Origin of the sequence: Escherichia sp. R1 (assembly GCF_003000935.1) — a bacterium.
GTDB lineage: Bacteria > Pseudomonadota > Gammaproteobacteria > Enterobacterales > Enterobacteriaceae > Escherichia > Escherichia coli.
Map to the genome: position 1 here is coordinate 126700 of NZ_PSRU01000009.1, position 17781 is coordinate 144480.

Annotated in this window: 17 protein-coding genes; 5 read left to right on the forward strand and 12 right to left on the reverse strand. The window is 53.3% G+C overall.

What is annotated here, in order from left to right:
• Position 1 precedes the first annotated feature (1 nt).
• The 6 genes from ugpB to livK form a co-directional block, all read right to left on the reverse strand.
• Entirely contained in the window at positions 2-1318 is a 1317-nt protein-coding gene (gene ugpB, locus C4F37_RS12985; protein ID WP_000803580.1) for a sn-glycerol-3-phosphate ABC transporter substrate-binding protein UgpB, read from the reverse strand.
• 396 nt (positions 1319-1714) lie between these two features.
• The gene (gene livF / locus C4F37_RS12990) at positions 1715-2428 is read right to left on the reverse strand and encodes a high-affinity branched-chain amino acid ABC transporter ATP-binding protein LivF (RefSeq protein WP_000416895.1); all 714 of its coding nucleotides are present in this window, start codon (positions 2426-2428) and stop codon (positions 1715-1717) included.
• A 1-nt stretch (position 2429) separates the two neighbouring features.
• A complete protein-coding gene (gene livG / locus C4F37_RS12995) occupies positions 2430-3197 on the reverse strand; it encodes a high-affinity branched-chain amino acid ABC transporter ATP-binding protein LivG (RefSeq protein WP_000082101.1) in 768 nt (255 codons plus the stop codon).
• Positions 3194-4471, reverse strand: coding sequence for a branched chain amino acid ABC transporter permease LivM (gene livM, locus C4F37_RS13000; protein ID WP_001539986.1), 1278 nt, complete (start codon positions 4469-4471; stop codon positions 3194-3196). The genes livG and livM overlap by 4 nt, the downstream gene beginning before the upstream one ends.
• Positions 4468-5394 (reverse strand): high-affinity branched-chain amino acid ABC transporter permease LivH, encoded by a 927-nt coding sequence (gene livH / locus C4F37_RS13005; protein WP_000003015.1) that lies wholly within the window; start codon positions 5392-5394, stop codon positions 4468-4470. The genes livM and livH overlap by 4 nt, the downstream gene beginning before the upstream one ends.
• Positions 5395-5441: 47 nt before the next feature.
• The gene (gene livK / locus C4F37_RS13010; RefSeq protein ID WP_001296485.1) at positions 5442-6551 is read right to left on the reverse strand and encodes a high-affinity branched-chain amino acid ABC transporter substrate-binding protein LivK; all 1110 of its coding nucleotides are present in this window, start codon (positions 6549-6551) and stop codon (positions 5442-5444) included.
• A gap of 423 nt (positions 6552-6974) precedes the next feature.
• Here livK and panM point away from each other — a divergent pair, with 423 nt between their 5' ends.
• The gene (gene panM / locus C4F37_RS13015) at positions 6975-7358 is read left to right on the forward strand and encodes an aspartate 1-decarboxylase autocleavage activator PanM (RefSeq protein WP_000778795.1); all 384 of its coding nucleotides are present in this window, start codon (positions 6975-6977) and stop codon (positions 7356-7358) included.
• 187 nt (positions 7359-7545) lie between these two features.
• On the opposite strand, the gene livJ is transcribed toward panM, so the two are convergent.
• The 5 genes from livJ to ftsY form a co-directional block, all read right to left on the reverse strand.
• Positions 7546-8649, reverse strand: a complete 1104-nt coding sequence (livJ, locus tag C4F37_RS13020; protein ID WP_001021996.1) for a branched chain amino acid ABC transporter substrate-binding protein LivJ — start codon at positions 8647-8649, stop codon at positions 7546-7548.
• 271 nt (positions 8650-8920) lie between these two features.
• Entirely contained in the window at positions 8921-9775 is an 855-nt protein-coding gene (gene rpoH / locus C4F37_RS13030; protein WP_000130217.1) for an RNA polymerase sigma factor RpoH, read from the reverse strand.
• Positions 9776-10019: 244 nt separating this feature from the next.
• A complete protein-coding gene (ftsX, locus tag C4F37_RS13035) occupies positions 10020-11078 on the reverse strand; it encodes a permease-like cell division protein FtsX (RefSeq protein ID WP_001042003.1) in 1059 nt (352 codons plus the stop codon).
• Complete coding sequence (gene ftsE, locus C4F37_RS13040) at positions 11071-11739, reverse strand: cell division ATP-binding protein FtsE (protein ID WP_001539990.1); 669 nt, start codon at positions 11737-11739, stop codon at positions 11071-11073. Before ftsE ends, ftsX begins: the two co-directional genes overlap by 8 nt.
• Before the next feature lie 2 nt (positions 11740-11741).
• Positions 11742-13238, reverse strand: coding sequence for a signal recognition particle-docking protein FtsY (gene ftsY / locus C4F37_RS13045; protein WP_001539991.1), 1497 nt, complete (start codon positions 13236-13238; stop codon positions 11742-11744).
• Positions 13239-13387: 149 nt separating this feature from the next.
• Between ftsY and rsmD the strand changes: the two genes are divergently transcribed.
• A complete protein-coding gene (gene rsmD / locus C4F37_RS13050) occupies positions 13388-13984 on the forward strand; it encodes a 16S rRNA (guanine(966)-N(2))-methyltransferase (RefSeq protein WP_000743193.1) in 597 nt (198 codons plus the stop codon).
• Positions 13974-14243 carry a DUF1145 family protein gene (locus C4F37_RS13055; RefSeq protein WP_001295207.1) on the forward strand — a complete coding sequence of 90 codons (270 nt, stop codon included), beginning with the start codon at positions 13974-13976 and terminating at the stop codon, positions 14241-14243. Before rsmD ends, C4F37_RS13055 begins: the two co-directional genes overlap by 11 nt.
• 2 nt (positions 14244-14245) lie before the next feature.
• Here the strand turns inward: C4F37_RS13055 and C4F37_RS13060 are convergent, their stop codons facing one another.
• The gene (locus C4F37_RS13060) at positions 14246-14605 is read right to left on the reverse strand and encodes a DUF2500 domain-containing protein (RefSeq protein ID WP_000042886.1); all 360 of its coding nucleotides are present in this window, start codon (positions 14603-14605) and stop codon (positions 14246-14248) included.
• 140 nt (positions 14606-14745) lie between these two features.
• Between C4F37_RS13060 and C4F37_RS13065 the strand changes: the two genes are divergently transcribed.
• On the forward strand, positions 14746-15372 hold the full coding sequence (locus C4F37_RS13065) for a lysoplasmalogenase (protein ID WP_000964718.1): 627 nt from the start codon (positions 14746-14748) through the stop codon (positions 15370-15372).
• 73 nt (positions 15373-15445) lie between these two features.
• On the forward strand, positions 15446-17644 hold the full coding sequence (zntA, locus tag C4F37_RS13070) for a Zn(II)/Cd(II)/Pb(II) translocating P-type ATPase ZntA (protein WP_000106596.1): 2199 nt from the start codon (positions 15446-15448) through the stop codon (positions 17642-17644).
• The last annotated feature ends 137 nt before the right edge of the window (positions 17645-17781 follow it).

The following is a 17781-nucleotide window of genomic DNA, read 5'->3' on the forward strand; positions in this document are numbered from 1 at the left end:
ATTAAGACTTCGTCGATTTCTCAAAGCGGCGCAGTAACTGGTTCCCACGCTCAACGGCAGTATCCAGCGCCTGCTGTGGTGTCTTCTTACCGGTCCACACGCTCTCCAGCTCTTCATCCACAATCACGCGGATCTGCGGCATGTTGCCCAGACGCAGCCCTTTGGTGAACGGCAACGGCGGCTTGTTCAGCATCTGACGCGTGGCAATATCCGCTCCTGGGTTTTTCTCGTAAAAGCCCTGCTCACGGGTCAGGTCATACGCCGCTTTGGTGATTGGCAGATAGCCGGTTTTCTGATGCCACTCGGCAGCGTTTTCTGGTTTTGCGAGGAAGTCGAGGAACTTCGCCACGCCGGTGTAGGTTTCTTTATCTTTACCCTGCATTACCCATAGACTGGCTCCGCCGATAATGGCGTTTTGCGGCGCGTCTTTCGCATCGGCGTCGTAAGGCATCATGCCTACGCCATAGTTAAATTTGGCGTACTCGCGAATGTTGGCAAGAGAACCGGAAGAGGCGGTCGTCATCGCGCAATCACCGTTATAGAACTTCTCGGTGGATTCATCCTTACGCCCAACGTAGCTGAAATCGCCCTTCTTGTTCATCTCTTCGAGCATGGCGATGTGTTTCACCTGCTCCGGCTTGTTGAACTCCAGCACCGCGTCTGTGCCGTCAAAGCCGTTGTTTTTGCTGGCAAACGGCAGACCGTTCCAGGCGCTAAAGTTTTCCAGTTGGATCCATCCCTGCCAGCCGCTGGCGTAGCCGCACTTCATGCCGGAGGCTTTTAGTTTTGCGGCATAGTCCGCCAGATCCTGCCAGGTTTTCGGCGGTTGTTCCGGGTCTAATCCTGCTTTCTTGAAGGCGTCTTTGTTGTAATAGAGAACGGGGGTCGAACTGTTGAACGGCTGGGAGAGTAAGTGGCCGGTTTTGCTGTCGGAGTAATAGCCTGAAACCGTCGGCACAAACTGCGACTCATCGAATTGAATCCCCGCCTCTTTAAATACGTCATACACCGGTTTAATGGCTTTCGACGCCATCATGGTGGCGGTGCCAACTTCATAAACCTGCAAAATAGCCGGAGCGTTGCCGGTACGAAATGCGGCAATCCCCGCGCTTAAATTCTGTTCGTAGTTGCCTTTATAGGTCGGTACAATTTTGTAATCCGGGTTTTCGGCGTTAAAACGTTGGGCCAGAGAATCCACCTCTTTACCCAGTTCCCCTTCCATAGAATGCCAGAACGGAATGGTCGTCACTGCCTGCGCATTTGCCATTAAAGCCAGTCCGAGCGCCAGTGCTGAAGCTGTATAACGTAACGGTTTCATTGATTATCTCTCTTGTTGTACCGAATGCGCGAATTCACGCGTTTTATGCTCGCGGAGTAACATGACATGCTCGAATTACAGAAAAATAACTATTTTGTTACATTTTTAAGATAGTAAGGTGTCAGAAAGATGACAAGGCGGTGACGGCGCGGGCGAGGGAAAATGGGAGATGGGGCACGGATAAGCGGAAAAATAGAAGGTCTGAATCAAACTCTACAGATTACTCATCGTTTCATGCCGGATGCGGCGTAAACGCCTTATCCGGCCTACAAGATCGTGCAAATTCAATATATTGCAACTCACCCAGTAGGCCTGATAAGCGCAGCGCATCAGGCAATTTTACATTTGTCACCTGTCTCAAAGGAGTCTTTTGACTCCTTATCAATCAACGTGTTATTACCCGCCTAAATATGCACTTCTCACTGCTTCATTCGCCAGCAGCGCGTCGCCGGTATCGGAGAGCACTACATGACCGTTTTCCAGCACGTAGCCGCGATCCGCCAGCTTTAGCGCCTGGTTGGCGTTCTGCTCGACAAGGAAGATGGTCATCCCCTGCTCGCGCAGTTGTTCGATGGTGTCGAAAATTTGCTGGATGATAATCGGTGCCAGCCCGAGCGATGGCTCATCAAGCAACAACAAACGCGGGTTGCTCATCAGCGCGCGACCAATCGCCAGCATCTGCTGTTCACCGCCAGACATAGTGCCCGCTCGCTGAACACGGCGCTCATGCAGACGTGGAAACAGTTCATAGACCCACTTTATGCGCTCCTGGAACTGGTCGCGTTCGGCAAAAAAGCCGCCCATCGCCAGGTTCTCTTCCACCGTCATCCGCGAGAAGACACGACGCCCTTCCGGGACAATCGCTACCGCTTCGCGCATGATTTTCGCCGTCTGCCAGTCGGTAATGTCTTTATCATCAAACACAATTCGCCCGCTGGTGGCGCGCGGATCGCCGCATAACGTGCCGAGCAAGGTGGTTTTCCCCGCCCCGTTCGCGCCAATGAGGGTGACAATCTCGCCCTGATTGATATGCAGGCTCACCTCATGCAGCGCCTGGATTTTGCCGTAGTGGGCGCTGACTTTGTCAAAGGACAACATGACTTTTTCCATCTTATGCCTCACCTAAATAGGCACGGATCACGTCCGGGTTATTACGGATCTGCTCCGGTGTACCGTTTGCCAGCGGCGTCCCCTGATTGACCACGTAAATTCTGTCTGAAATCCCCATCACCAGCTTCATATCGTGTTCAATCAACAAGATAGTGGTGTTGTGATGGTTACGCAGTTCGGCAATCAGCTCATCCAGCTCTTTCGTCTCTTTCGGGTTAAGACCTGCTGCCGGTTCGTCGAGCATTAAAATCTCCGGCTGCGTTACCATACAGCGGGCAATCTCCAGACGACGCTGGTCACCATAGGCCAGGTTACTCGCCTGACGGTTGGCATGTTCCAGCAAACCAATGCGCTCAAGCCAGGTAGCGGCGCGGTCGAGCGCTTCGCTCTGGGCGCGACGGAAAGAGGGGGTTTTCAACAGGCCGGAGAACAGCCCAGTTTTCAGTTGCTGATGCTGTGCCACCAGCAGGTTTTCAATCACCGTCATTTCACGGAACAGACGTACATGCTGGAAGGTGCGCACCACGCCCATGCGGGCAATTTGCTGCCCCGGTAAACCTTCCAGATGCTGATCGCGCAGTAAAATGGTGCCGCCGGTGGGTTTATAGAATCCGGTCAGGCAGTTGAAGACCGTGGTTTTTCCGGCACCGTTAGGGCCGATTAACGAGACGATCTCCTGCGGGTACAGTTCAAGATTGACGTTGTTCACCGCCAGCAGGCCGCCGAAGCGCATCATCAGGCCGTTAACAGATAATAATGGCTGACTCATGCCTGCTCTCCTTTTGCTGCGCCGTTTTTCAGCTTGAGTTGCGGGCGCGTCATGGGCAGCAAGCCCTGCGGACGCCAGATCATCATCAGCACCATCAAACCACCGAGCATTAACATGCTGTATTCGTTGAAATCACGCATCAACTCGCGCGATACCACCAGCAAAACAGCCGCCAGAATCACTGCAAATTGCGAGCCCATACCGCCGAGCACCACTATCGCCAGCACAAACGCCGATTCGGCAAAAGTGAAGGATTCAGGGCTGACAAAGCCCTGGCGCGCAGCAAACAACGTTCCGGCAAAACCGGCAAACGCAGCGCTGATGGTAAAGGCAGTCAGCTTGATACGACGCGGGCTTAAGCCCAGCGAACGACAAGCGATTTCATCTTCACGCAACGCTTCCCACGCACGCCCCAGCGGCATCCGCAGCAGGCGGTTAATGACAAACAGGCTTAACACCACTAGCAGCAACGCCACCAGATAGAGGAAAATGACGCGATCGGAGGGATCGTATTTCAGGCCAAAGAAATTGCTGAACGTGTCCCAGCCGCCTTCGCGGGCGGTACGGCTGAACTCGAGTCCGAAGAGCGTCGGTTTCGGAATCTGACTGATACCGTTCGGTCCGCCGGTAATTTCGGTGTTATTGAGCAGCAATATGCGCACAATTTCGCCGAACCCGAGGGTAACGATCGCCAGATAGTCACCGCGCAGACGCAGCACCGGAAAACCGAGCAGGAAGCCCGCCGCCGCCGCCATTAACCCGGCAATCGGCAGACAGGTCCAGAAGCCCAGGCCGTAATAGTGATTGAGCAGCGCAAAAGTGTAAGCGCCGATGGCGTAAAAGCCGCCGTATCCCAGCACCAGCAGACCAGAAAGACCAACAACCACGTTCAGCCCGAGACCGAGAATAATGTAGATCATGGTCAGAGTGGCGATATCCACCGTCCCACGCGACACCATAAACGGCCACGCCACTGCAAGCACCAGCAGCGCCACGAGGAACAGTTTCTGCTTCACCGTGGAGCCATCAATCGCGGGCAGAATAAACTTCGGCCCGGAAACGCTTTTTAGCCCTTTCTGGAAAGCAGGCCGCACAAGCTGGAAGAAAAAGACCACCGCCGTGCCGATAAACACCCACTGCCAACGGATGTCTGAAGCCGTGTCGACCACCAGTTTGGTGCCATCCAGCTCCAGTTGCACGCCCATAAAGACGCCCGCCAGCACAAAGAACATAGCGGCAGAGAGCAGCGCCATTGCAATATGCATCGGTTTCATACTTTCTCTACCTCCGGGCGACCCAGAATACCGGTCGGCATCACCAGCAGCACCAGGATCAGCAGGGCGAATGAGACCACATCTTTATATTCCGTACTCAGATAGGCAGAAGAGAGCGCCTCCGCAATCCCCAGGATCAGCCCGCCAATCATCGCCCCCGGAATGCTGCCAATCCCACCGAGCACCGCAGCGGTAAAGGCTTTCATCCCGGCCATAAAGCCGATGTAGGGGTTAATTACGCCGTAGAACTGACCGAGCAGCACGCCCGCAACCGCCGCCATCGCCGCGCCAATCACAAAGGTCAGCGCAATCACCCGGTCGGTGTTGATGCCAAGCAGGCTCGCCATTTTCAGATCTTCCGCGCAGGCACGGCAGGCTCGCCCCATACGGGAATAGCGAATGAAAATCGTCAGTGCCAGCATGGCGAGGAAAGTAACAATCCAGATAACCGCCTGCATGGTAGTAATAGAGGCAGAGAAGTTTTCGCTATGACCCACTACCCACTGACCGTTAAACAGGCTGGGCAGCGCCACGTCGCGCGAACCTTCGGTCAGGCTGACGTAGTTTTGCAGGAAGATAGACATGCCGATTGCGGAAATAAGCGCAATCAGGCGCTTAGAGTTACGCACCGGGCGATAGGCTACCCGTTCGATACTCCAGCCGTAGGCGCTGGCAATGACGATTGCGCCGACGAATCCCGCCGCCACCAGCAGCCAGCCGGTATCAATACCCATCATCATCAGTGCGGCGATGATCATAAATGAGACATAGCTACTAATCATGTAAACCTCGCCGTGGGCGAAGTTAATCATGCCGATAATGCCGTAAACCATGGTGTAGCCGATGGCTATCAGCGCGTAGGTACTGCCCAGCGTGACGCCGTTAAACATCTGCTGCAAGAAATACAAAAACTGCTCAGACATAAGGTAACCTTTCTAAACCCGCCCGTTTTTCACGGACGGTAGGATGATCACTTGGCTGCCGTGGATGAACCGTCGGCGTGCCACTGGAAGACACCAAAATCGAATCCCTTAAGATCGCCTTTTTCATCCCAGTTCAGCGGCCCAATTACGGTGTTTGCACCGTTAGCTTTTAAATCTTTCACCAGCGCCAGCGGCTCATCGCTGCCGGTACGTTCAAGGGCAGTTGCCAGAGATTGCACCGCCGCGTAGGTGATCCAGACATAGGGCCCGGACGGATCTTTCTTGTCGGCTTTCAGCGCATCAACGATGCCCTGGTTTGTCGGATCCTGGTCATAGCGTTTTGGCATGGTGACCAACATGCCTTCAGCGGCATCACCGGCAATGTTCGACAGTGACGCATTACCGACACCTTCCGGCCCCATAAACTGGGTTTTCAGGCCAACGGAACGGGCCTGGCGCAGCATCTGCCCCATTTCCGGGTAGTAACCGCCGTAGTAAACGAAGTCGATGTTTTCTTTTTTCAGGCGGGCGATCAGCGCGGAGAAATCTTTCTCTCCAGCGGTAATGCCGTCGAAGAAGACGACGTTGGCGTTAGCCGCTTTCAGCCCGTCCTGCACCGAACGTGCCAGCCCTTCGCCATACTGTTGTTTGTCGTGAATGATGGCGATGCGCTGGGGCTTCACCGTCTCAAGAATGTATTTTGCCGCCGTTGGCCCCTGGGAAGAGTCCAGCCCGGCAGTACGCATGATGTATTGATAACCGCGTTGGGTCAGCTCCGGATTGGTCGCTCCCGGCGAGATCATCAGAATACCTTCGTCTTCATAGATATCTGATGCAGGTTGGGTAGAGGAGGAACACAGATGACCAATAACATATTTAATGCCGTCGTTAACGATTTTGTTGGCGACCGCAACGGCTTGTTTCGGGTCGCAGGCGTCGTCATATTCCACGCCAACCAGTTTATCGCCCTTAATTCCCCCTTTGGCATTAATGTCTTTAATTGCCTGACGCGCGCCGTTAAATTCCATATCGCCCCACTGGGCAATCGGGCCGGACATCGCGCCGACAACGGCGACTTTAATATCGTCAGCCATAGCGGTGTGTGAAATTGCCAGTGCAATCATCCCTGCGATGATAGTTTTCGCATTCCGTTTCATAGTCAAAAATCCCCATTCGTGATGTTGTGTTGCTTTGTTCTTATGTGTTAACAAATCAGACTGTTCTTTTTTTATACTGCACTGTTTTTGCCTGTCTGATTAAGGGTTTAGCACAGTATTTTGTGATGATAGCGATTAAAATCCCTATTTTTCAGTCGATTAAGAACAGATAATATTCTGAATTTATTGATAGATAAACAGAAAAAAGCGCCGTTGTCAGCATAAAATAACGGTACAAAGGGCGGAATAATTCACTACCATTCAGGGGATTATGCTGGGTATTTTTCATTCTCTAATGTTTTAACTTTGTAATTATTGCTGTTAAAAAATTAATCACCTGCCAAAAGAATTAAAAAAGAGAAAGCCTCCGATTAAATTATTTCGCTACACTGGTTCCACTTTTGTGATTTACACGGGTTCCCCATGAAGCTGACCATCATTCGATTAGAAAACTTTAGCGACCAGGACCGGATTGACCTGCAAAAGATCTGGCCGGAGTATTCCCCTTCCTCTTTACAGGTTGACGATAACCACCGTATCTACGCCGCGCGTTTTAACGAGCGCCTTCTCGCGGCCGTGCGGGTAACCTTAAGCGGCACCGAGGGGGCACTGGATTCCCTGCGTGTGAGGGAAGTCACCCGCCGTCGCGGTGTGGGGCAATATCTGCTGGAAGAGGTTTTGCGTAACAATCCTGGCGTTTCATGCTGGTGGATGGCGGATGCAGGCGTGGAAGATCGCGGCGTGATGACAGCGTTTATGCAGGCACTGGGATTTACGGCACAACAGGGCGGCTGGGAGAAGCGTTAATCGTCAAGTTTGATTTCACAAGTGATATTGCCTGATGCGCTACGCTTATCAGGCCTACAATGTGTGCTGCAATTTACTGATTTCTTTGAATCTTGTAGGCCGGATAAGGCGTTTACGCCGCATCCGGCATGAAGCAACGTACTCGATATTAGCAATTTGGCGGCAACCCAAAGTTGCCGATTAATGATTACTTCGCATCGGTCGCCGTGCCGTTAGCGTGCCAGTCAAATACGCCGAACTCAAAGCCTTTCAGATCGCCTTTCTCATCCCAGGTCAGCGGTCCCATCACGGTATCCACGGAGTTCGCTTTCAGGTATTTGGCGATTTCTGCCGGATCGTCAGACTGATTCAGGCCCGCCTGCAAAGATTGCAGCGCGGCGTAGGTGGTCCAGACGAATGCGCCGCTTGGGTCCTGTTTTTTCGCTTTGATCGCATCAACAATGGGTTTGTTCGCCGGAACCTGATCGTAGTTCTTCGGCTTGGTCACCAGCAGCCCTTCCGCTGATTCGCCCGCAATGTTAGACAGCGAAACGTTAGCCACACCTTCCGGCCCCATAAACTGAGTTTTCAACCCTGCCGCGCGTGCCTGACGCAGGATTTGCCCCATTTCCGGGTGATAACCACCGTAGTAAACGAAGTCGATATTCTCTTTCTTCAGACGCGCCACCAGGGTAGAGAAATCTTTTTCCCCGGCGGTGATGCCATCAAAGAACACCACGTTAGCATTGCCTTTCTTCAGGCCGTCCTGCACTGCACGCGCCAGACCTTCGCCGTACTGCTGTTTGTCATGAACGATAGCAATGCGTTGCGGTTTCACTTTCTCAAGAATATATTTCGCCGCCGTCGGCCCCTGGTCGGAGTCCAGGCCGGTGGTGCGCAGGATCAGCTGATAGCCACGGGCGGTCAGCTCTGGTGCGGTTGCCGCTGGGGTGATCATTAAAATGCCTTCGTCTTCGTAGATGTCAGACGCTGGCTGCGTTGATGAAGAGCAGAGGTGACCAATCACGTATTTAATGCCGTCGTTAACGACTTTGTTCGCCACCGCAACCGCCTGTTTCGGGTCACAGGCATCGTCATATTTTACGATTTGCAGTTTGTTGCCTTTGATACCACCTTTAGCATTGATATCCGCAACCGCCTGCTCTGCGCCAGTAAACTCCTGGTCACCGTACTGCGCCACCGGACCGGACATTGCGCCTACGACGGCGACTTTAATATCTTCTGCCAGAGCCATATTGCTGAATGCCAGCGCGATACATCCTGCCAGTAACGCTTTACCCTTTATGTTCATCCTGAGAATCCCCATTCTTCTGGTTATTACGTGTGTTGTGATGTTGTTGTGCAGCACTTTATTTCGTTTTATACGTAGCTACCCGTGCTTTAGCAGCATACTCTGCTAAAACATACCCCATTTTTATGATATTGGAATAGCTATTTTGACAGTTTATTAACAATCTGCGTGGGGATTGGCGTTTTGCCGGAGGGGGAAACTGATTATTGTAGAGGCCCAAAAAACAAAAACCCCGGACTCTCATCCAGGGTTCTCTGCTTAATAGCGGAAATTACGCTTCAATAGCAGCGCGCAATTTTTTCATCGCGTTCTTTTCCAGCTGGCGCACACGCTCAGCAGAAACACCGTAACGGTCAGCCAGTTCCTGCAACGTGGACTTGTTGTCTTCATCCAGCCAGCGCGCGCGGATGATATCCTGACTACGCTCGTCCAGACCTTGCATCGCATCGGTCAGGCGGTTTGCCGCCTGCTCTTCCCAGTTATCATCTTCAATACCGTCGGCAAAGTTAGATGATTTATCCTGCAGATAGAGCACCGGAGCCATCGGCTGGCTGTCGGAATCGTCGTCGGAAGACAGGTCAAAGGTCATGTCCTGTGCCGCCATACGTGATTCCATCTCACGTACGTCTTTGCTGGTTACGCCCAGTTCACGGGCCACCATCTCGACTTCATCCTGGTTAAACCAGCCCAGACGCTGCTTGGTTTTACGCAGGTTGAAGAACAGTTTGCGTTGCGCTTTGGTGGTCGCAACTTTGACGATACGCCAGTTACGCAGAACGTATTCGTGGATCTCTGCTTTGATCCAGTGAACGGCGAAGGAGACCAGGCGCACACCCACTTCCGGGTTAAAACGGCGCACTGCTTTCATCAGGCCGATGTTACCTTCCTGAATCAAATCCGCCTGTGGCAGGCCATAGCCCGCATAATTACGAGCAATATGAACAACAAACCGCAGGTGAGACAGGATCAGCGTTTTAGCTGCTTCCAGATCGCCATGGTAATGCAGCTTTTCAGCCAGCGCCCGCTCCTCGTCAGCCGACAACATCGGCCACGCGTTAGCTGCCCGGATGTAGGAATCCAGGTTGCCAACTGGGGCTAAAGCTAAACTTTGCATTTTGTCAGTCATTCAAATCCTCTCAATCGATATCTTCTGGCGCTTCAGTGGTAGCAACAACTGTGCCAGAGCTTAAGAGCAACGAGGTTATCATTCACTGTTTTATCAGACCGTGATTTTATCCACAAGTTCAATGCAACGCTGTGAATAAATTACGCACAAAATGTGACATAGAGATGAAATACCGGGAAGAGACAACGGGGTCTCTTTCCCTGCTACGGAACCCATTGCAGGGAAAGAGTATAACACGCTTTTATTATTCAGGCGTAAAGTGGCGTAAATGTTGTACCGTGGCAAGCCACGCTGCCACCCAGCCAATCATCGAGCATACCAGCAGCAATAGCAGGCATTCATCGAACGATAAACCATTGATATCAAACTTCGTTCCGAAAACCTGTGCCACTTCCGCAACCGCCGATGACAATCGCAGCACCAGAATTTCTGACAAAATTAATGACAACAATGCGCCAGAAAATCCCAGCAGTGCGCCACCGTACAGGAACGGGCGCAGGATGAAACCATCCGTCGCACCAATCAGTTTCTGCACGTTAATAGAGTCACGGCGAGCAAAGATGCTCAGACGCACACTGTTGCCGATGACGAGAAACACTGCTGCCACCATCAACACGCCGATCATCGCCGAAACGCGCCCGACCAGCCCGGTTAACGCCGCCAGGCGGGCAAACCAGCTGTCATCCATCCGCACTTCGTCAATGCCGTTAATCTGCGTGATACGATCACGCAGCGTATTCAGTGACTCCGTCCCCTGAAAATCGAGTTTCGGGATCACCACCGCTACTGCCGGAAGCGGGTTTTCTTCCAGCATATCCAGCGCACCACCAAAACCAGACCAGTTACGGAACTCGCCCAGTGCGTCTTCACGAGAAAGATAATTCACTTTCTCCACGCCTTGCTCGGCCTGCAACTGTGCCACCACGCCCGCAGCGGCGTCATCATCCAGCGTTTTTTGCAGATAAACAGTGATTTGCGGTGACGGATAATATTGCGTCGCCGCCTGGTTAACGTTTTTGTACACCATATAACAGACGCTGGGCAGCGTCAGGGAGATGGCGATAACCATCACCGTTAAAAACGTGGCGAACGGTTTGCTTTTCAGATCCTGCAATGCGCCGTGGAAGGCATAGCGTACCTGTTCGTTGAAAACGTTGGTTTTGCGATTTACCGGTTTTGGCGAGGATTTCGCGCGTTTCGGCGCGTTACGACCGCCGTCGCCAGAGCCGCCGACCGATTTACGGAAGCGATCCAGACGCCCGCCAAACTGCCGAATGTGATTGATTGCATCGCGCTTATTCATGGCCCACGCCTCCATGCAAGTGACCATCGCTCAGGGTGAGCATGCGATAAGAACGTCGCGAAATCAGGTTGATGTCGTGCGTTGCCATCAATACGGTTACTCCAACGCGGTTAAACTCTTCAAACAGACGTAAAATGCCTTCCGACAGCGCGTCGTCCAGGTTACCAGTCGGTTCGTCCGCCAGCAGTACCGCGGGCTTGTTCACCACCGCGCGGGCAATGCCAACACGCTGTTGTTCACCGCCGGAAAGCTGAATAGGGAAGTTCTTCGCTTTGTCCAGTAGCCCGACTTTATCCAGCGCCGCCGACACCCGGCGACGAATGTCATCACCGCTGGCACCGGCGATAATCAGCGGGATCGCCACGTTATCATAGACAGTACGGTCCATCAGTAGATGGTGATCCTGGAAAATCATGCCAATCTGGCGGCGCAGAAACGGAACTTCACGGTTTTTCAGACGCGTGATGTCATGGCCGCTAAACCAGATTTTCCCGGCGCTGGGCCGCTCAATCCCACAGATCAGCTTCAGGAGGGTACTTTTCCCTGCGCCGGAATGACCGATCAGAAACGCCATCTCACCCGGCTGCATATGGAACGTAACGCCCTGCAGCGCCTGTCTCCCACCGAGATAAGCCTTGCTGACATGTTCAAAGCGAATCATTGTTAATCCTCTCGGGCAAAAAGTGCCTCTATAAAGTCGTCCGCCTTAAACGGACGCAAATCCTCAATACGTTCGCCGACACCAATGTAGCGGATAGGGATACCAAACTGGTCAGCCACCGAGAAAATTACCCCGCCTTTCGCCGTGCCGTCCAGTTTCGTTAGCGTGATGCCGGTTAAGCCAACGGCTTCGTGGAACAGTTTGGCCTGGCTTACCGCATTCTGCCCGGTGCTGGCATCAATAGTCAGCATAACTTCATGCGGCGCTTCAACGTCGAGTTTCTTCATCACGCGGACGATTTTCTTCAACTCTTCCATCAGGTGCGATTTGTTCTGCAGGCGTCCGGCGGTATCGGCAATCAGGACGTCGATATTACGCGCTTTAGCGGCCTGAATGGCGTCGAAGATAACAGAAGCGGAATCCGCACCGGTATGCTGGGCAATCACCGGAATATTGTTGCGCTGACCCCAGACCTGAAGCTGTTCAACCGCTGCTGCACGGAAAGTATCGCCCGCCGCCAGCATCACCGATTTACCCTGCTGCTCAAACTGACGTGCCAGCTTACCAATCGTCGTGGTTTTACCCACACCGTTGACGCCCACCATCAGGATCACGAACGGCGTTTTACCTTCAACATTCAGCGGCTCATCGACTTTCGCCAGAATCTCGCCCATCTCTTCTTTCAGCAGGCCATAGAGCGCCTCGGCATCACGAAGCTGCTTGCGGGATGCGCCTTCTGTCAGATTGGTGATAATTTTACGTGTGGTTTCCACGCCCACATCGGCGATCAACAGCTGTTCTTCCAGCTCTTCAAACAGATCATCGTCGATTTTTTTACCGCGGAACAGGCTGATAAATCCGGAACCGAGATTTTCTTTGGTTTTTAACAGGCTGCGTTTCAGGCGCGCGAAGAAACCTTCTTTGGTCGGTTTTTCCTGCTCCTGAGCGATTTCTTCCACCGGCTGCTCTTCTTCTGCCGGAGAAACCACCATTACCGCCTCTTCTGCCGCTTCGGAAGCCAGCGCCTGTGCTTCCAGCTCTTCGTCGGTGATTTCTTCTTTAGCCGCTTCTTCTTCCGCCGCTTCGACAATCTCTACGGTTTCCGCTTCGGCCTGCCACTCTTCTGGCGAAACCGCTTCGGCGTTGACGTCTTCCGGCAACGGCAGTTCTTCACGTTCGATAGCCACTGGCTCCGGCGTTTCTTCTACGACCGGTTCCGGCTGTGCAACGACTTCCGCTTCAGGCTGCGCTTTTTCACTTTCAGCAACCTGTTCAGTAACTTCCACAACGTCGGCAGCAAAAGTTTCCGCCTCGGCTTCAGTATGCGCCTGCGGCTGCTCTTCAACGGCGTGTTCAGAAGCCTTCACAGGCTCTTGCGCCTGAACGATTTCTTCTACAACTGGTTGTTCATTCTGAACTTCTGTCTCTTTTTCCGGGGTCTGCTCTTTTTGACCAAAGCCCAGCCAGGAAAAAAAGCCACGTTTTTTTTCTTTCGCCATTTGCGACTACACTCCTCGCTGTTGCTTCATGGCACAGCGTTAACGCTATGTACATAGCAGCTAAAAAAATGATGAAATAGTCTATCACTTAACTTAATTCACATCACCGCCTGCAAGTATGTGTTATCTGGCGGATTGAGCAATTTATCATGAAAAAACCGAATCATTCCGGCAGCGGCCAAATCCGCATTATTGGCGGGCAGTGGCGAGGCCGTAAACTCCCGGTTCCTGATAGTCCAGGTCTGCGCCCCACCACCGACCGCGTACGCGAAACGTTGTTTAACTGGCTGGCTCCGGTCATTGTTGACGCCCAATGTCTGGATTGCTTCGCCGGGAGCGGCGCGCTGGGGCTGGAAGCGTTATCGCGCTACGCTGCGGGGGCCACGTTGATTGAGATGGATCGTGCGGTTTCTCAGCAGTTAATTAAGAATCTGGCGACACTAAAAGCAGGCAATGCACGCGTGGTGAACAGCAACGCGATGTCATTCCTGGCGCAAAAAGGCACACCGCATAATATCGTGTTTGTCGATCCACCGTTCCGCCGTGGCTTGTTAGAAGAGACGATAAATTTACTGGAAGATAACGGCTGGCTGGCTGACGAAGCCCTGATTTATGTCGAAAGCGAAGTCGAAAACGGTCTGCCCACTGTTCCGGCAAACTGGTCATTACATCGGGAAAAAGTGGCGGGTCAGGTGGCTTATCGACTGTATCAACGCGAAGCACAAGGAGAAAGTGATGCTGATTAATATTGGTCGTTTGTTAATGCTCTGTGTTTGGGGATTTTTAATCCTCAACCTGGTGCATCCCTTCCCACGCCCGCTGAATATTTTCGTTAACGTGGCGCTGATTTTTACCGTGCTGATGCATGGTATGCAGCTGGCGCTATTGAAATCCACTTTACCGAAAGATGGCCCGCAGATGACCACCGCCGAAAAGGTGCGGATTTTCCTTTTCGGCGTGTTTGAACTGCTGGTCTGGCAGAAGAAATTTAAAGTTAAAAAATAACCTTATTGTTCGCCTACAAAGCTGACAAAGCGCGTTCCTTTATAGCTCAGCGTACCTTTATCACCCACTGTCAGGGCGTGGTACTGCTGGGCGTCGAGGCGAAACGTCTGCTCCATTCCTCCGCTTTGCGGTTTGAAGCTTGCCTCATAGCGCATACTGGTGCCTGCCGGAGTCACTTCCTGCTGGCGCGAACGGCGATCGTTAATCGGTTTTTCCCGCTTGTTGCTCACCACCACCAGCTTTTGCTGGAGCGGTGCCATATCATTATCAGCTTTTTCCCGTCGTTGTTGCATAAAACGAAACGATGCGGCGACGATGATTAAGCCAATGATAACAATAAAGAAAAGAGGTGGTTTACTCATCTTTATCCCTCATCGGAAAATGCGGAAATAAGCATACCCTGCCAGTTATGGTGTTGTCATCCGTCCACCCTCGCCACTAAACTGGAAACAAGACCGTAGGCATTCCGCTTACGAAAAAATAACGAATTCAAGGAACTAAGATGCTTTGGTCGTTTATCGCTGTCTGTCTTTCCGCATGGCTATCTGTGGATGCATCGTATCGTGGGCCAACCTGGCAACGCTGGGTGTTTAAACCGTTAACCCTTCTTCTCCTGCTGTTGCTGGCCTGGCAAGCGCCGATGTTCGACGCCATTAGCTATCTGGTGCTGGCGGGGCTGTGTGCCTCACTGCTGGGCGATGCGCTAACCCTGTTGCCACGTCAACGTCTGATGTACGCCATCGGCGCGTTTTTCCTCTCGCACCTGCTGTACACCATCTATTTCGCCAGTCAGATGACGCTCTCTTTCTTCTGGCCTCTGCCGTTGGTGCTGCTGGTTCTGGGCGCGCTGTTACTGGCGATTATCTGGACGCGTCTGGAAGAGTATCGTTGGCCTATCTGCACGTTTATCGGCATGACGCTGGTGATGGTGTGGCTGGCAGGTGAACTGTGGTTCTTCCGTCCGACCGCTCCGGCGCTCTCTGCGTTTGTCGGCGCTTCGTTGCTGTTTATCAGTAACTTTGTCTGGCTGGGTAGTCACTATCGCCGACGCTTCCGTGCGGATAACGCCATTGCCGCGGCCTGCTACTTTGCTGGTCACTTCCTCATCGTCCGCTCGCTGTATCTCTGATAAAACTTGACTCTGGAGTCGACTCCAGAGTGTATCCTTCGGTTAATGAGAAAAAACTTAACCGGAGGATGCCATGTCGACTCCTGACAATCACGGCAAGAAAGCCCCTCAATTTGCTGCGTTCAAACCGCTAACTACGGTACAGAACACCAACGACTGTTGCTGCGACGGCGCATGTTCCAGCACGCCAACTCTCTCTGAAAACGTCTCCGGCACCCGCTATAGCTGGAAAGTCAGCGGTATGGACTGCGCCGCCTGTGCGCGCAAAGTGGAAAATGCCGTGCGCCAGCTTGCAGGCGTGAATCAGGTACAGGTGTTGTTCGCCACCGAAAAACTGGTGGTGGATGCCGACAATGACATCCGGGCACAAGTTGAATCTGCGGTGCAAAAAGCGGGCTATTCCCTGCGCGATGAACAGGCCTCCGACGAACCACAAGAATCACGCCTGAAAGAGAATCTGCCGCTGATTACGCTTATCGTGATGATGGCAATCAGTTGGGGGCTGGAGCAGTTCAATCATCCGTTTGGTCAACTGGCGTTTATCGCGACCACGCTGGTTGGGCTGTACCCAATTGCTCGTCAGGCATTACGGCTGATCAAATCTGGCAGCTACTTCGCCATTGAAACCTTAATGAGCGTAGCCGCTATTGGTGCGCTGTTTATTGGCGCAACGGCTGAAGCTGCGATGGTGTTGCTGCTGTTTTTGATTGGTGAACGACTGGAAGGCTGGGCCGCCAGCCGCGCGCGTCAGGGCGTTAGCGCGTTAATGGCGCTGAAGCCAGAAACCGCCACGCGTCTGCGTAACGGTGAGCGTGAAGAGGTGGCAATAAACAGCCTGCGGCCTGGCGATGTGATTGAAGTTGCGGCAGGTGGGCGTTTGCCTGCCGACGGTAAACTGCTCTCACCGTTTGCCAGTTTTGATGAAAGTGCCCTGACCGGAGAATCCATTCCTGTGGAGCGCGCGACGGGCGATAAAGTTCCTGCAGGCGCCACCAGCGTAGACCGTCTGGTAACGCTGGAAGTGCTGTCTGAACCGGGTGCCAGCGCCATTGACCGGATTCTGAAACTGATTGAAGAAGCCGAAGAGCGCCGCGCACCTATTGAGCGGTTTATCGACCGTTTCAGCCGTATTTACACGCCAGCGATTATGGCCGTCGCCCTGCTGGTAACGCTGGTGCCGCCGCTGCTGTTTGCCGCCAGCTGGCAGGAGTGGATTTATAAAGGGCTGACGCTGCTGCTGATTGGTTGCCCGTGTGCTTTAGTTATCTCCACGCCCGCGGCGATTACCTCCGGGCTGGCGGCAGCAGCGCGTCGTGGGGCGTTGATTAAAGGCGGCGCGGCGCTGGAGCAGCTGGGTCGTGTTACCCAGGTGGCGTTTGATAAAACCGGTACGCTGACCGTCGGTAAACCGCGCGTTACCGCGATTCATCCGGCAACGGGTATTAGTGAATCTGAACTGCTGACACTGGCGGCGGCGGTCGAGCAAGGCGCGACGCATCCACTGGCACAGGCCATTGTGCGCGAAGCACAGGTTGCTGAACTCGCCATTCCCACCGCCCAATCACAGCGGGCGCTGGTCGGGTCTGGCATTGAAGCGCAGGTTAACGGTGAGCGCGTGTTGATATGCGCTGCAGGAAAACATCCTGCTGATGCATTTGCTGGTTTGATTAATGAACTGGAAAGCGCCGGGCAAACGGTAGTGCTGGTAGTACGTAATGATGACGTGCTGGGTGTCATTGCGTTGCAGGATACCCTGCGCGCCGATGCTGCAACTGCTATCAGTGAACTGAACGCGCTGGGCGTCAAAGGGGTGATCCTTACAGGCGATAATCCACGCGCAGCAGCGGCAATCGCCGGGGAACTGGGGCTGGAATTTAAAGCGGGCCTCTTGCCGGAAGATAAAGTTAAAGCGGTGACCGAGCTGAATCAACATGCGCCGCTGGCGATGGTCGGCGACGGTATTAACGACGCGCCAGCGATGAAAGCCGCCGCTATTGGGATTGCAATGGGCAGTGGCACAGATGTCGCACTGGAAACCGCCGACGCGGCGTTGACGCATAACCACCTGCGCGGCCTGGTGCAAATGATTGAACTGGCGCGCGCCACTCACGCGAATATTCGCCAGAACATCACTATTGCGCTGGGGCTGAAAGGCGTTTTCCTCGTCACCACGCTGTTAGGGATGACCGGCCTGTGGCTGGCGGTGCTGGCAGATACGGGTGCGACGGTGCTGGTAACGGCGAATGCGTTACGGTTATTGCGCAGGAAATAAAGAGGCTATCAGTCTACGGTCCAACAATGCCGGATGCGGCGTGAACACCTTATCCGGCCTACACAGAGCATCGAACTCGTAGGCATGATAAGACGCGACAGCGTCGCATCAGGCATTGTGCACCGTATCGCCAGATG

Excerpts from the sequence above, each read along its gene's own strand:
- ugpB (WP_000803580.1), bottom strand. The coding sequence starts at position 1,318 with ATGAAACCGTTACGTTATACAGCTTCAGCACTGGCGCTCGGACTGGCT.
- livF (WP_000416895.1), bottom strand. The coding sequence starts at position 2,428 with ATGGAAAAAGTCATGTTGTCCTTTGACAAAGTCAGCGCCCACTACGGC.
- livG (WP_000082101.1), bottom strand. The coding sequence starts at position 3,197 with ATGAGTCAGCCATTATTATCTGTTAACGGCCTGATGATGCGCTTCGGC.
- livM (WP_001539986.1), bottom strand. The coding sequence starts at position 4,471 with ATGAAACCGATGCATATTGCAATGGCGCTGCTCTCTGCCGCTATGTTC.
- livH (WP_000003015.1), bottom strand. The coding sequence starts at position 5,394 with ATGTCTGAGCAGTTTTTGTATTTCTTGCAGCAGATGTTTAACGGCGTC.
- livK (WP_001296485.1), bottom strand. The coding sequence starts at position 6,551 with ATGAAACGGAATGCGAAAACTATCATCGCAGGGATGATTGCACTGGCA.
- panM (WP_000778795.1), top strand. The coding sequence starts at position 6,975 with ATGAAGCTGACCATCATTCGATTAGAAAACTTTAGCGACCAGGACCGG.
- livJ (WP_001021996.1), bottom strand. The coding sequence starts at position 8,649 with ATGAACATAAAGGGTAAAGCGTTACTGGCAGGATGTATCGCGCTGGCA.
- rpoH (WP_000130217.1), bottom strand. The coding sequence starts at position 9,775 with ATGACTGACAAAATGCAAAGTTTAGCTTTAGCCCCAGTTGGCAACCTG.
- ftsX (WP_001042003.1), bottom strand. The coding sequence starts at position 11,078 with ATGAATAAGCGCGATGCAATCAATCACATTCGGCAGTTTGGCGGGCGT.
- ftsE (WP_001539990.1), bottom strand. The coding sequence starts at position 11,739 with ATGATTCGCTTTGAACATGTCAGCAAGGCTTATCTCGGTGGGAGACAG.
- ftsY (WP_001539991.1), bottom strand. The coding sequence starts at position 13,238 with ATGGCGAAAGAAAAAAAACGTGGCTTTTTTTCCTGGCTGGGCTTTGGT.
- rsmD (WP_000743193.1), top strand. The coding sequence starts at position 13,388 with ATGAAAAAACCGAATCATTCCGGCAGCGGCCAAATCCGCATTATTGGC.
- C4F37_RS13055 (WP_001295207.1), top strand. The coding sequence starts at position 13,974 with ATGCTGATTAATATTGGTCGTTTGTTAATGCTCTGTGTTTGGGGATTT.
- C4F37_RS13060 (WP_000042886.1), bottom strand. The coding sequence starts at position 14,605 with ATGAGTAAACCACCTCTTTTCTTTATTGTTATCATTGGCTTAATCATC.
- C4F37_RS13065 (WP_000964718.1), top strand. The coding sequence starts at position 14,746 with ATGCTTTGGTCGTTTATCGCTGTCTGTCTTTCCGCATGGCTATCTGTG.
- zntA (WP_000106596.1), top strand. The coding sequence starts at position 15,446 with ATGTCGACTCCTGACAATCACGGCAAGAAAGCCCCTCAATTTGCTGCG.